This window comes from Pseudoalteromonas sp. NEC-BIFX-2020_015 (genome assembly GCF_012952265.1).
Taxonomy (GTDB): Bacteria; Pseudomonadota; Gammaproteobacteria; order Enterobacterales; family Alteromonadaceae; genus Pseudoalteromonas; species Pseudoalteromonas neustonica.
Window position 1 is genome coordinate 182,464 of the sequence record NZ_JABCJL010000001.1, and the last position, 14,279, is coordinate 196,742.

Sequence of the window (14,279 nt, forward strand, 5' to 3'; positions counted from 1 at the left end):
TAGCATGACTTGGTAATAATAACTAAATACCCGCAAGCGCCCAGTATGTGGCACTTTAGGGGTAAATACTGAAGGAATGTGATATCAAATGACTGATTTCGCCAATGAAATTCTGCCAGTCAATATTGAAGACGAGTTAAAAAACTCCTATTTAGATTACGCGATGAGCGTAATTGTAGGACGAGCATTACCAGACGTACGTGACGGTTTAAAACCTGTTCACCGCCGCGTTTTGTTTGCTATGAACGAGCTTAATAATGATTGGAATAAGCCTTACAAAAAATCAGCCCGTGTGGTTGGTGACGTAATTGGTAAATACCATCCCCATGGCGACAGCGCTGTGTATGACACGATCGTACGTATGGCACAGCCATTCTCATTACGTTATATGCTAGTAGACGGCCAAGGTAACTTTGGTTCAGTTGATGGTGACTCAGCAGCAGCAATGCGTTATACGGAAGTCCGTATGGCGAAAATGTCTCATGAGCTTTTGGCCGATCTTGAAAAAGAAACGGTTGATTTTGTACCTAACTACGACGGTACAGAGCAAATTCCTGACGTATTGCCTACGAAAGTTCCTAACTTATTAGTAAACGGTTCATCGGGTATTGCGGTAGGTATGGCAACAAACATTCCGCCTCATAACTTAACTGAAGTTGTGAATGGTTGTTTAGCCCTTATTCAAAACCCTGATTTAACAATCCTTGAGTTAATGGATTATATTCCGGGGCCAGATTTCCCAACTGCGGCAATTATTAATGGTAAAAAAGGCATTGAACAAGCCTATTTAACCGGTCGCGGTAAAGTGTACATGCGTGCACGTGCAGAAATCGAAGTCGACGAAAAAACTCATCGTGAAACGATTATCGTTCACGAAATCCCTTATCAAGTAAACAAAGCGCGTTTAATCGAAAAGATTGCAGAGCTGGTTAAAGATAAGAAGATTGAAGGTATTAGTGCATTACGTGATGAATCAGATAAAGACGGTATGCGTATCGTTATCGAGATCAAACGTGGTGATGTAGGTGAAGTGATTCTAAACAACCTTTATGCACAAACTCAGTTACAAACTGTGTTTGGTATGAACATGGTTGCCTTAATTAATAATCAACCTAAGTGTTTCAATTTAAAAGAAATGCTTGAAGAGTTTATTATTCACCGTCGTGAAGTTGTAACGCGCCGCACCGTATTTGATTTACGTAAAGCCCGCGATCGTGCACACATGCTCGAAGGTTTAGCGATTGCACTTGCAAACATTGACCCAATTATCGAACTTATCCGTAACTCGCCAACCCCAGCTGAAGCAAAAATTGCCTTAGCTGCGCGTCCGTGGGAACTAGGTAATGTTAAAGCCATGCTTGAAAAAGCGGGTGAAGCAAATGTAGCGCGTCCTGATTGGTTAGCTGATGACTTAGGCATTCGTGATGGCCAGTATTATATTTCTGAGCAACAAGCCCAAGCTATCCTTGATTTGCGTTTACATAAGCTAACAGGTCTTGAGCACGAAAAGATTCTAAGCGAATACCAAACGTTATTAGATTTAATTGCTGAGCTTTTATATATTCTTGCTACACCAGAGCGTTTAATGGAAGTTATCCGCGATGAGCTAGTTGAAATTAAAGCGCAATATGGTGATGAACGTCGTACGGAAATCAATGCCGCAGCGCATGATATCAGTTTAGAAGACTTGATCACTGAAGAAGACGTAGTAGTTACACTTTCTCACGAAGGTTACGTTAAGTATCAACCATTATCTGATTACGAAGCACAGCGTCGTGGTGGTAAAGGTAAGTCAGCAACGAAGATGAAAGATGAAGATTTCATCGAACGTTTATTAGTTGCAAATACGCACGATACGATTCTGTGTTTCTCAACAGCTGGTCGCTTATATTGGCTTAAAGTGTATCAATTACCGCTTGCTAGCCGAGCTGCCCGCGGTAAGCCAATTGTAAATTTACTGCCACTTGAGGCTGACGAACGTATCACAGCAATCTTGCCGGTGCGTGAATATGCAGAAGATAAATACATCTTTATGGCAACTGCATTTGGTACAGTTAAGAAAACACCACTGACAGCGTATAGCCGTCAACGTGCTAGCGGTATTATTGCCGTTAACTTAAACGATGGTGATAGCTTAATTGGTGTAGACATCACTGATGGAAGCAACGAGATCATGCTATTCACTGATGCTGGTAAAGTTGTTCGCTTTAAAGAAGCTGAAGAATCTCCAGTATTAGATGAAAATGGTAACCCAGTACTTGATGAAAATGGTAAGCCAGAAATCAAGTTCAAAGGTGTACGCCAGATGGGTCGTACAGCAACGGGTGTTCGTGGTATTAAAATGCCTGAAGGTCAACGTGTTGTCTCATTAATTGTACCTAAGACAGATGGTGCTATCTTAACAGTAACTGAAAACGGTTACGGTAAGCGTACTTTACTTGAAGATTATCCATCGAAGAGTCGTGCGACTCAAGGTGTGGTATCAATCAAAGTAAGTGAGCGTAATGGTGCTGTTGTTGGTGCAGTTCAAGTTGATGATAACGATGAAATCATGATTATATCTAATCGTGGAACCTTAGTACGAACTCGCGTTAACGAAGTTTCTACAGTTGGGCGTAATACCCAAGGTGTTATTTTGATAAGAACTATTGACGAAGAGCAAGTAGTTGGTTTACAACGTATCGAAGAAATTGAAATCGATGAGCTTGAAGCTATCGAAGGCGAAAGCGTTGAAGTAGTCGAGATTGTTAATGATGACGCTGGGGATAACCCTCCAGCAGAATAGCATTAATAAATAAAAGCGGCTTTGGCCGCTTTTTTTTATTGTTAAAATAAAACAGAGCAATAATATTAATCCCCAGATACGGGGATAAATATACACTCTTATTGTTAAATTACTGGAATGAGGAAAGGTAATGAGTAAATATAATTTTTGTGCGGGGCCTGCAATGTTGCCGCCAGAAGTAATGGCAAAAGCACAAAAAGAATTTGTTGATTGGCAAGATTTAGGTGTGTCGGTGATGGAGATAAGCCACCGAAGTAAAGAGTTTTTAGCGCTCACAGCAAAATGTGAAGCAAGTCTACGCCGTTTGATGGATATTAGTGACGAGTTTGAAATATTATTTATGCACGGTGGTGGTCGCGGTCAATTTGCTGCAGTACCGTTAAATTTGCACCTCGATGACAAAGCCGCCGTGTATTGTGAAAACGGCGTATGGTCAAAAGGCGCAGTAACTGAGGCATTAAAATTTACACAAGTGACAGAGCTTGATGTACGTAATGATAGTGATGAGCAATTTTCAATCAAGCCAGTGAGCGAATGGCAATTCCCCGCTGATCCGTCATACATTCATTATTGCCCTAATGAAACCATTGATGGTATTGAAGTATTTGACGTACCAAGTCATCCTACTGCACCCATAATCGCAGATATGTCATCAACGATCTTATCTCGTGAATTTGACGTCAATAAGTTTGATTTAATCTATGCTGGCGCGCAAAAGAATATTGGTCCATCAGGCTTAGCCATTGTCATCATCCGTAAAACCTTGTTAGAGCGCCAAGGCTTAGCTAAACCTGGTGTATTTGATTACGCGCTAGAGGTTAAGCAAGGCAGTATGTATAACACACCGCCAACATTTGCATGGTATTTAGCAGCGGAAGTGTTCGAATGGCTTGAGCAAAATGGTGGCGTTAAAGCCATGGAACAGCAAAACATTGCAAAAGCCGAATTACTTTATGGTTTTATTGACGAGTCGCCATTTTATAACAATAAAGTGGCAAAACACTGTCGTTCACGCATGAATGTACCATTTTGGTTAAACGATGAAAGCTTGAATCAGCAATTTCTATCACACGCTAAAGAAGCTGGTTTACTAGCCCTTGAGGGACACCGTATTGTTGGTGGCATGCGCGCGAGTATTTATAACGCAATGCCACTTGCCGGTGTACAGGCTTTAGTTGATTTCATGGCAAAGTTTGCCAAGGAGAACAGCTAATGGAGCAACTACGTTTAGAGCCAATTAATAACGTAAATGGTAGCGTGACATTACCTGGCTCAAAAAGTTTATCAAACCGTATTTTATTATTGGCAGGACTTGCTGAAGGTACAACGGTTGTTGAAAATTTATTGGACAGTGACGATATTCGCCACATGCTAGGCGCATTAAAATTATTGGGTGTAGATGTAAGCCTCAATGATGATAAAACAGTTGCAACAGTAAAAGGTGTTGGCGGGCAATTATTAACCCCATCAGAGCCATTATTTCTTGGTAATGCTGGTACAGCGTATCGTCCTCTAACGGCCGTACTTGCTGCTGTATCAGGCGAGTACGAATTAATTGGTGAACCGCGCATGGAAGAGCGACCAATTGGTCATTTGGTTGATGCACTGCAAGCGCTTGGCGGTGATGTAACTTATTTAAAAAATAAAGATTATCCGCCACTAAAAATCGTGGGTGGACAGATTAAGGGCGGACAGGTTGAAATTGACGGCAGTATTTCAAGTCAATTTTTAACCGCGCTATTAATGGCAGCCCCCTTATTCAGTGGTGACACCAAGATCACAATTAAAGGCGCGTTAGTTTCAAAACCTTATATTGATATTACCCTCGATGTCATGGCACGTTTTGGTATTGCAGTAGCGAATGATGATTACAAAACCTTTATCGTAAAAGGCGCACAGCAATACCAAGCGATTGAACGCATTATGGTTGAAGGTGATGCGTCATCAGCCTCTTATTTCGTAGCTGCAGCTGCGATTGCAGGTGGTGAAATAGAAATCAAAGGCGTTGGTGCTAAATCAGTGCAAGGTGACATTGGTTTTGCCAAAGTGATGGAGCAGGTGGGTGCTAAAATTGATTGGTATGATGAGCGCTTAGTTGTTCGCAAAGGGCAATTGAAAGGTGTAGACATAGATGCCAACGCTATTCCTGATGCAGCGATGACACTTGCAACAGTGGCTTTATTTGCAGATGGCCCTACAGCTATTCGTAATATTTATAATTGGCGCGTAAAAGAAACTGACCGCTTACATGCAATGGCAACTGAGCTTCGTAAAGTCGGGGCTGAAGTTGTTGAAGGGGAAGATTTTATCGAAATTATCCCCCCAACACACTTTAATGATGTTGCAATTGATACGTACGACGATCACCGCATAGCCATGTGTTTTGCTATGGTAGCAGTAGGTGGAAAAGCAATTACAATTAATGATCCTAAATGTACCTATAAAACATTTCCGACATTTTTCAAGACCCTAGCGTCAGTAAGTCATTAAGGTACAGCGTTGTTGATATAAAAAGTTACATACAAAAAGCGGATAAATTTAATTATCTGACGTATAATATGGCGGTTTTATTTTGGTGTGCATTGAAGGAGGTTTAAATGCAGGCGTTATTAATGCCCGTAATCACCGTTGATGGCCCAAGTGGTTCAGGTAAAGGAACTGTTTGTCGCTTGTTAGCCGAGAAATTAGGGTGGGATGTATTAGACAGTGGTGCTATTTATCGTGTTTTATCACTGGCTGCACTTCACCATCAAATTGCATTGGACAATGAAGAGGCATTAGTGCCTTTAGCTGCCAATTTAGATGTGCAATTTTTAGTGGATAGTCAAACAAATGCTGGAAAAGTTATTCTTGAAGGCGAAGACGTATCAACTACAATACGTAATGAAGAGGTTGGTGCTGCAGCGTCAAAAGTTGCAGCGTTACCACGTGTTAGAGAGGCCTTATTACGCCGCCAGCGCGCATTTCGCACAGAAAATGGCTTAGTTGCAGATGGCCGAGATATGGGCACTGTCGTGTTTCCAGATGCGCCATTGAAAATATATTTAACCGCAAGTGCAGAAGAACGTGCTCGTAGACGTTTTGTTGAGTTGAATGAGCGCGGTCTTGATGTTACACTAAGTGGTCTATTAGAAGACATTAAAGCACGTGACGATCGCGATATGAATCGCGCTGTTGCGCCGCTTGTGCCTGCGGATGATGCAATTGAACTCGATACTAGCGAGCTTAATGCTCAGCAAGTATTTGATAAAGTTATAACTTTAATCGATATTGCAATATCTGAAGGTAAGTTTCCTAAACGAAACTAAACACATTTTATGCACCAGCAGGATGCCAGTGCTATTTTAACAACCCCATGCAGCATGGTTGCTAATTGGTAATAATATATGAGACGTATATTCGTATGTCAGAAAATTTTGCGCAGTTATTTGAAGAAAGCTTAAAGGGTTTTGAAGCAGAGCAAGGCTCTATTGTTAAAGGTACAGTTATCTCAATCGAGAACAACATTGTACTTGTAGATGCTGGTCTTAAATCAGAAAGTGCTATCCCTGCAGAGCAGTTCAAAAATGCTGCTGGTGAACTAGAAGTTGCTGTTGGCGACGAAGTAGATGTTGCACTAGATGCAATTGAAGACGGTTTCGGTGAAACTATCCTTTCTCGTGAGAAAGCTAAGCGTCACGAAGCATGGATCCGTCTTGAGAAAGCATGTGAAGAGCAAGAGACTGTTACTGGTGTTATCAACGGTAAAGTTAAAGGCGGTTTCACAGTTGAAGTTGATTCAATCCGTGCTTTCCTACCTGGTTCACTTGTTGATGTTCGTCCAGTACGTGACACAACTCACCTTGAAGGCAAAGAGCTTGAATTTAAAGTAATCAAGCTTGATCAAAAACGTAACAACGTTGTTGTTTCACGTCGTGCAGTTATCGAATCTGAAAACTCACAAGAACGTGAAGAGCTTCTTGCTAACCTTGTTGAAGGTCAAGAAGTTAAAGGTATCGTTAAGAACCTTACTGACTACGGTGCATTCGTTGACCTTGGTGGTGTTGATGGTCTACTACACATTACTGATATGGCGTGGAAGCGTGTTAAGCACCCTTCAGAAATCGTTAATGTTGGCGACGAAATCGCAGTTAAAGTTCTTAAATTCGACAAAGATAAAACTCGTGTATCTCTAGGTCTTAAACAGCTTGGCGAAGATCCATGGGCAGCTATCGCTGGTCGTTACCCAGAAGGTTCTAAACTTTCTGGTCGTGTAACTAACCTTACTGATTACGGTTGCTTCGTAGAAATCGAAGAAGGCGTTGAAGGTCTAGTACACGTTTCTGAAATGGATTGGACTAACAAGAACATCCATCCTTCAAAAGTTGTTAGCCTTGGCGACACTGTTGAAGTTATGGTTCTTGAAATTGACGAAGAACGTCGTCGTATTTCACTTGGTCTTAAGCAATGTATTGCTAATCCTTGGCAAGAATTTGCTCGTCTTCAAAACAAAGGCGATCAAGTTACTGGTAAGATCAAATCAATCACTGACTTCGGTATCTTTATCGGTCTTGACGGTGGTATTGACGGTCTTGTACACCTTTCAGACATTTCTTGGAATACACCTGGCGAAGACGCTGTACGTGAATTCAAGAAAGGCGACGAAATCACTGCTATCGTATTGCAAGTTGACCCAGAGCGTGAACGTATCTCTCTAGGTGTTAAGCAAATCGAAGCTGACCCATTCAATAACTACCTTGATGCAAACAAAAAAGGTGCTATTGTTAAAGGTAAAGTGACTGAAGTTGATGCGAAAGGCGCAACTGTTGAACTTATCGAAGGCGTTGAAGGTTACATCCGTGTAGCTGATATCGCTCAAGAGCGCGTTGAAGATGCAACTACTGTTGTTTCTGTAGGCGACGAAATTGAAGTGAAATATGTTGGTGTTGATCGTAAGAACCGCACTTTAAGCCTTTCAGTTAAAGCTCTTTTCGAAGCAGAAGAGAAAGAAGTACTAGAAAAGCTTAAGAAAGAAGAGCCAGTGTTTGAAAACGCAATGGCAGCTGCTTTCGCAAATGCACAAAAAGACTAATTAATCAGTCTTAATTGGAAGGGCAGTGTTGCCCTTCCTTTATCTCTTTTTAAGGAAACGTTATGACTAAGTCAGAATTGATAGAACAATTAGCCGAGCAACACGCACATGTCCCTGTGAAAGATGTTGAAAATGCTGTTAAAGAAATTCTTGAACAAATGGCCGGCTCATTATCAAGCTCAGATCGCATAGAAATTCGTGGTTTTGGTAGTTTCTCATTACATTTTCGCTCACCTCGCACAGGTCGTAACCCTAAAACAGGCGATACTGTTGAGTTAGAAGGTAAGCATGTACCACATTTTAAACCAGGCAAAGAATTACGCGATCGTGTAAATGCGAGTATTGCCTAGTTATTAAGTTGGAGTAGTTACTTGTTTAGGGTATTAAAAATTATTCTGGTAGCAATATGCCTAATTTTTGCATTTGTACTTGGTTCGCAAAATCCGCACTTGGTGAAAATCAATTATATTATTGCCAGTAATACGTTACCCCTCGCAATGATTATAAGTATCTGTTTTGCTTTAGGTGTCGTGATCGGTTGCTTTATAAGCTTTAAGTTGTTTTCACAATTGAAGTGGCAAAACTACCGTTTGAAAAAAAAATTAGCACCTGAAAAAAATAAAAATAAGCTCGTAGCTAATAAAGATTCTTAATTATGATTGAGCTTTTGTTTTTACTTTTGCCTGTTGCGGCTGGTTATGGCTGGATAATGGGTAAGAACAGTGCTAAAAACCAAGCTCATCAGCTAAATCGTCAGATCACGTCTGAATACAGTAAAGGCTTAAAGTTTTTACTCGACAGAGAAGAAGATCAAGGTCTTGAGCATTTAATTAATTTGCTTGAAGTATCAGCTGACTCTGTTGAACATTATTCTACACTTGCGACTATGTTTCGCCGTCGAGGCGAGCTAGACCGCGCGATAAAAATTCACGAACTACTGCTTAAACACCCAAGCCTTAATGAACAACAAGCTGCCAGTAGCCGACTTGAACTTGCCGAAGATTATATTATGGCGGGTTTGCTTGATGGCGCCGAAGAGCATTTAGTGTGGTTGATAAAAGCAAACCACAGTGATGCATTAGAACCGATACTTAATTTATATTCACAAACACGTGAATGGGAAAAAGGTATTAATATGTTCGAGGCTCACAGCGACTTATTTTCAAAGCCACAGCATTTTAAAGCCATAGCCAATTTTTATTGTGAGGCTGCGTTAATAGATAACGACCCACAAGTTATGCGCAAAGCTATTAGTCTAAATCATAAAGCAATTCGCCCTTTGTATGAATTAGGTAAGTCTGCTTATGCAAAAGAGGATTATGTAAAAGCGATTTATTATTGGCGTGAGCTGATATGTACTTTTACTTTTTTTGCTCCTTTATTTATTGATGATCTTGCTCACAGCTATAATCAATTAAAGTTGACTGAGCAATTTCATGCGTTACTTTTACAATTGCTTGATAAGGGCGGGGTGTTGATAAAAATAAAACATTGCCAAGCATTACTTGAGCAAGGGCACACAGATCAAGCAATTAAATTTTTAACTGATAGCTTAAAGCGTCAACCTACAATTCGCGGTTTTAGTTTTTTATTACAGCTTCTTGCTAAACAAAATACAGATATTAAAGATGTGCTTGATCAAATCGATAAGTTAGTCACCTCTTATATTGCCACAAAACCAGATTTTCAATGTCAACACTGTGGTTTCACCAGCCATACAATTTATTGGGTTTGTCCATCGTGTAAACATTGGGAAACCATTGTACCAAGCCGTGGTTTAGACGGTTTTTAGTTTTCTATAAAATATTCACTTACTTCTACAATTAGTTTTAGGAAAGTTATGTCTCTCGAACATTCAAAAAAAGTTCTTATCGCCCTCGATTATGATGATCAACAAACAGCTTTAAATTTCGTTAAACAATTATCACCAGATACTTGCCGCTTAAAGGTTGGCAAAGAAATGTTTACTTACTTTGGGCCTGCTTTTGTTAAAGAACTCATTGATTTAGGTTTTGATGTATTTCTAGATTTGAAGTTTCATGATATTCCTAATACGGTTGCAAAAGCGGTAACGGCGGCTGCAAAAATGGGTGTTTGGATGGTTAATGTTCATGCCAGTGGCGGTGTTGAAATGATGACTAAAGCGAAGCAAGCACTTGAACAATTTGGTGATGAAGCGCCATTATTAATTGCAGTTACAGTATTAACAAGTATGGATAGTGCCGAATTAAAAAGACTCGGTATTGATAAAACACCTGCTGAACAGGTAGTTTATTTAGCAAAACTGGCTAAAGAGTCGGGGTTAGATGGCGTTGTGTGCTCAGCACAAGAAGCCAAACAACTAAAATCAATATTAGGAAGTGACTTTAAACTTGTTACACCTGGTATTCGCCCAGAAGGCAGCGCAGCAGGTGATCAGAAGCGGATAATGACACCAAAACAAGCTATTGACGATGGTAGTGACTATCTAGTTATCGGTCGTCCTATAACACAAGCAGATGATCCTGTTTCTGTTTTGATAAATGTTAATAATTCGATTTCTTAAAATTAACGTTTACCTATACTTTAGTATCAATTTTTAATTACAATTTATAACTGATCTGTTATATTAGCCTATATTAGTTTGTTGTATGGGCTTTTTATGAAATATATTATTACTTCTATTTTGTTGTTTGTTATCTATTTTTCGGTTAATAAATATGGGGTTTCTGCTAATTCATTTGATGATTCATCAAATGTGAGCGATGCATTCAATATTTATCCTGTCAATCTCGTTGACTTTAAGCTAACGCTTGTTAAATATATCCATCATGTATGCGAGAAGAATGAAGAAAGATTAACCCAAATGAAAAGTGATGTTTCAGAATGTATTTCAGCTCATGATCTTGCTAAGGATAAATGTGAGGTGAAAGTTTTACGTTTAGCGCCATTTAATATTGAAAATAAAGAAGATTTAGATGAATATGGGCAAGATTACAAACAGTGTACCTTGCCCTATAAAAATTTAGTGGGTTAGTTTTTGTTATTTAAGCTTTTAAGCGAATTGCTTTTGCTTCTATATCAATTAAACCTTGCTTAAATAAACCACCAATCGCTTTTTTATAATTAGCTTTGCTGGTTGAAAAAACTTTTTTGATTACTTCTGGATCTGATTTATCGCCAAGTGCAATGACACCGCCCTCGGCTTTTAATTTATCCATTATTTTTTCACCAAGGTCACTTACCTTTCCCATTCCTGGTTTTTCAAGAATGACGTCAATTTTTCCGTCTTCACGTACTTTTTGAATAAAACCAGTTAAGCGCTGGCCAACAAACATGTTTTTAAACACCATGTTGTAAAAAATTACGCCGTAATGTGCTTCTTCAATTAACACTTTATAGCCAATATCCGTTTTACCGGCGACAATCAATTGTACTTCTTGCAGTGGTGTATATTCTGGTTCAGTTTTATTTATGAAGCGATTAAAGTTATTTGAAGCACAAATACGGCCACTTGCATTATCTAAGTACAAACGAACTAAATAAGAATAGCCTTCTTGCATTCTAGGTTTTTGTTCGTTAAATGGTGCAAGTACATCCTTCTCAAGACCCCAATCTAAAAAAGCACCAATGCTGTTCATTTCTTTTACGCGAAGCAGGGCGAACTCACCCACTTGTGCTAATGGCTTTTTAGTTGTTGCTGTTGCTAAGTTAGCATTATCTAAGAAAATGAATACGCTGATACTATCGCCAGCTTCTAATTCATATTTGATTTCATTACTTGGTAAGAAAACCTCGCCTAGGTCATGACCATCAAGGTACGCGCCTTCGTTACTTACTTCATTAACGAATAGTGTTTGGGTGGTTCCGAGGTAACTCATAATTATTCCTGTTCTGGCTTTTTACGACGGCGCATTGGGGCATCGCCATCAATATTAAGGGGGGCTTTAATCGGTGCTTGTGGCTTTTTAGGCTTAGACTTACGCTTGGTCATTACCTTTGCTTTTGGTTTTGCTTTATCTTGCTCTTTAGCCCAAATAGCATCAGGTTTTGGTTCGCGGAGACCTTTAAATTTACCTTTAAGCCCTTCGATGGTATGAAACTCAAGTTCATCATTTAAAAAAGCTTTAATTGCTTTGTAGCTTAACCAATCTTTAGGTCCAACGAGTGAAATTGCAGTGCCTTTAAAACCTGCACGACCTGTCCTGCCTATACGATGAACATACTCTTCAGCGTGTTTAGGTAAATCAAAATTAATTACGTGTGTGACACTGAGTAAATCAAGGCCGCGGGATGCGACATCTGTTGTAATCAAAATCTTAAAGTTTTCACGACTAAAGCTGTCCATAATTTCAAGACGTTTATTTTGTGCAAGGTCACCTGCTAAGGCTTGTGCTTTAAACCCTTTAGCGTTGAGCGCATCACTTAAACGGCTTGTATCTGCACGGGTTGCTGTAAATATAATACATTGGCCCACATCATCTTGCTTTAAAAAGTGCTCAAGCAATGCTTCTTTGTGATCAAGGTGATCAGCTAAAAATAAACTTTGCTTAATGTCTGAATGTTGTTCGTTAGCGGCACTGAGCGTAATTTGTTTTGGCTTTTTTAATAAATTACGTGATAGCGCATCAACTTGGGCATGATCAAGTGTTGCAGAAAACAATAAGGTTTGACGCAGGCGATGATCCGCTTGTTCATTGATCATTTTTAGCTGTTCGGTGAAACCTAAATCTAAAATTCGGTCTGCTTCATCAAAAATAAGTAATTCAAGGCCACTTAATTGTAATGAGCGTTTTGTTATGTGATCAGCTAAACGTCCAGGTGTTGCAATAACGAATTGTGGATCATTACGAAGAGCTTTAATTTGATCATTAAAATTCTCACCGCCTAGTATTTTTACCGCTTTAATATTAGTACCCGCAATTAAAAGTCGAAGCTGAGTAAATACTTGTGTAGCAAGTTCGCGAGTAGGCGCGACGATAAGTACTCGAGGATCGCGTTTACTGAGCGCTTTTTGCTTCATGACTCGTTGAACTGCTGGGAGTAAAAAAGCCAAGGTTTTGCCTGACCCAGTTTTAGACTGAGCGAAAATGTCATGACCTGCAAGTGCTGTTGGCACTGCATGGGCTTGAATATCTGTAGGCTGGGTGATCCCTTGATGAGCTAATTGTGTTTCAAGGCGAGTATCAATCCCAAGATCAGTAAAGTGCAAAGTGTATTTCTCCAAATGAGCAATTAATTGGGTATAAGCCAACAATAATGTCGCTATTATAGCGTAGTAGAGTGCTTGGCCGACAGTAAAAACCTGTTTATCACTGCTTTTTTTGCATTTAACCGTAAAATGCGTAAAATATGCGCCCCAATGCGCCGGATTTACGATTCGGTTACCGCCAATAACGGCTAAAGCAAAATAGGAATACCCATGACTGCAGTACATAAAGATAATGTCACCAGTGAGCACTTTGTTGTATGCGCGCTGTATAAATTTGTTGCACTCCCTGAATTTGAAGCACTTCGTCAACCACTTTTAGATGTAATGGAAGCCAATGAAGTACGCGGTACTTTATTAATTGCTGCTGAAGGGATTAATGGCACAGTATCAGCTAAGCGCGAAGGTATCGATAATTTACTATCGTGGCTTGATACTCAACCAAACCTCGATAACATTGTGAGTAAAGAGTCGTTTGATGATGAATGCCCATTTTATCGTACGAAAGTAAAGCTTAAAAAAGAAATCGTGACTATGGGTGTTGAAGGTGTTGATCCGCTCAAAGTTGTTGGCAGTTACGTCAAGCCACAAGATTGGAATGCGTTGATTTCAGATCCTGAGGTTATTCTAGTTGATACCCGAAATGACTATGAAATTGAAATCGGTACTTTCCAAAATGCCGTTGATCCAAATACTAAAACATTTCGCGAGTTCCCGCAGTGGGCAAAGGAAAACTTAGACCCTACAAAACATAAAAAAGTAGCGATGTTTTGTACGGGTGGTATTCGCTGTGAAAAATCAACGGCTTATATGAAAGAGCAAGGCTTTGAAGATGTATATCATCTCGAAGGCGGCATTTTAAAATACTTAGAAGAAGTGCCAAAAGAAGAAACAATGTGGGAAGGTGAATGTTTTGTCTTTGATAACCGCGTTGCGGTGGATCACGACTTACAAAAAGGCTCGTATGATCAATGCCATGCTTGTCGTATGCCAATCACAGAGGCTGAAAAACTAAAATCAGAGTATATGGAAGGTGTATCGTGTCATCACTGTATTGACAACGTTACAGATGAACAAAGAGAACGATTCGCAGAGCGCCAAAAGCAAATTGAGCTAGCACAAGCTCGTGGTGAAGGTCATATAGGTAATGAAGCGCAAGCGGTTTTACAAAAACGCAAAGATGCTAAAAAAGCACAAAAAGATGCGCAACGCGGTAAATAATCTAACCACTTATT

General features: G+C 39.8%; 13 protein-coding genes. 11 read left to right on the top strand and 2 right to left on the bottom strand.

The window, feature by feature from the left end; all coding sequences use genetic code 11:
- Positions 1–88 precede the first annotated feature (88 nt).
- From gyrA to HH219_RS00855, 10 genes are all read left to right on the top strand, one after another.
- Positions 89–2,785, top strand: coding sequence for a DNA topoisomerase (ATP-hydrolyzing) subunit A (gene gyrA, locus HH219_RS00810; protein WP_054203625.1), 2,697 nt, complete (start codon positions 89–91; stop codon positions 2,783–2,785).
- 130 nt (positions 2,786–2,915) lie between these two features.
- Positions 2,916–3,998 (top strand): 3-phosphoserine/phosphohydroxythreonine transaminase, encoded by a 1,083-nt coding sequence (gene serC, locus HH219_RS00815; RefSeq protein ID WP_054203626.1) that lies wholly within the window; start codon positions 2,916–2,918, stop codon positions 3,996–3,998.
- Positions 3,998–5,275: a 3-phosphoshikimate 1-carboxyvinyltransferase gene (gene aroA, locus HH219_RS00820; RefSeq protein WP_169326354.1), complete on the top strand. Its 1,278-nt coding sequence runs from the start codon at positions 3,998–4,000 to the stop codon at positions 5,273–5,275. The genes serC and aroA overlap by 1 nt, the downstream gene beginning before the upstream one ends.
- 107 nt (positions 5,276–5,382) lie before the next feature.
- Complete coding sequence (cmk, locus tag HH219_RS00825) at positions 5,383–6,093, top strand: (d)CMP kinase (protein WP_054453454.1); 711 nt, start codon at positions 5,383–5,385, stop codon at positions 6,091–6,093.
- 95 nt (positions 6,094–6,188) lie between these two features.
- A complete protein-coding gene (gene rpsA, locus HH219_RS00830) occupies positions 6,189–7,856 on the top strand; it encodes a 30S ribosomal protein S1 (protein WP_029216020.1) in 1,668 nt (555 codons plus the stop codon).
- Between the two features lie 62 nt (positions 7,857–7,918).
- Positions 7,919–8,206 (top strand): integration host factor subunit beta, encoded by a 288-nt coding sequence (ihfB, locus tag HH219_RS00835; RefSeq protein WP_016707218.1) that lies wholly within the window; start codon positions 7,919–7,921, stop codon positions 8,204–8,206.
- A 21-nt stretch (positions 8,207–8,227) separates the two neighbouring features.
- Positions 8,228–8,509, top strand: a complete 282-nt coding sequence (locus tag HH219_RS00840; protein ID WP_054203629.1) for a LapA family protein — start codon at positions 8,228–8,230, stop codon at positions 8,507–8,509.
- A 2-nt stretch (positions 8,510–8,511) separates the two neighbouring features.
- Positions 8,512–9,648 carry a lipopolysaccharide assembly protein LapB gene (gene lapB / locus HH219_RS00845; protein ID WP_054203630.1) on the top strand — a complete coding sequence of 379 codons (1,137 nt, stop codon included), beginning with the start codon at positions 8,512–8,514 and terminating at the stop codon, positions 9,646–9,648.
- 48 nt (positions 9,649–9,696) lie between these two features.
- On the top strand, positions 9,697–10,401 hold the full coding sequence (pyrF, locus tag HH219_RS00850; protein WP_054203631.1) for an orotidine-5'-phosphate decarboxylase: 705 nt from the start codon (positions 9,697–9,699) through the stop codon (positions 10,399–10,401).
- Between the two features lie 96 nt (positions 10,402–10,497).
- Complete coding sequence (locus HH219_RS00855) at positions 10,498–10,872, top strand: hypothetical protein (protein ID WP_054203632.1); 375 nt, start codon at positions 10,498–10,500, stop codon at positions 10,870–10,872.
- Positions 10,873–10,882: 10 nt separating this feature from the next.
- Here HH219_RS00855 and HH219_RS00860 read toward each other — a convergent pair whose 3' ends face one another.
- Both HH219_RS00860 and HH219_RS00865 read right to left on the bottom strand, forming a co-directional pair.
- Positions 10,883–11,716, bottom strand: coding sequence for a S1-like domain-containing RNA-binding protein (locus HH219_RS00860; protein WP_169326355.1), 834 nt, complete (start codon positions 11,714–11,716; stop codon positions 10,883–10,885).
- 2 nt (positions 11,717–11,718) lie between these two features.
- A complete protein-coding gene (locus HH219_RS00865; protein ID WP_054203684.1) occupies positions 11,719–13,047 on the bottom strand; it encodes a DEAD/DEAH box helicase in 1,329 nt (442 codons plus the stop codon).
- 210 nt (positions 13,048–13,257) lie between these two features.
- On the opposite strand from HH219_RS00865, the gene HH219_RS00870 reads away from it, so the two are divergent.
- Positions 13,258–14,265, top strand: a complete 1,008-nt coding sequence (locus tag HH219_RS00870; protein WP_054203634.1) for a rhodanese-related sulfurtransferase — start codon at positions 13,258–13,260, stop codon at positions 14,263–14,265.
- Positions 14,266–14,279 lie beyond the last annotated feature (14 nt).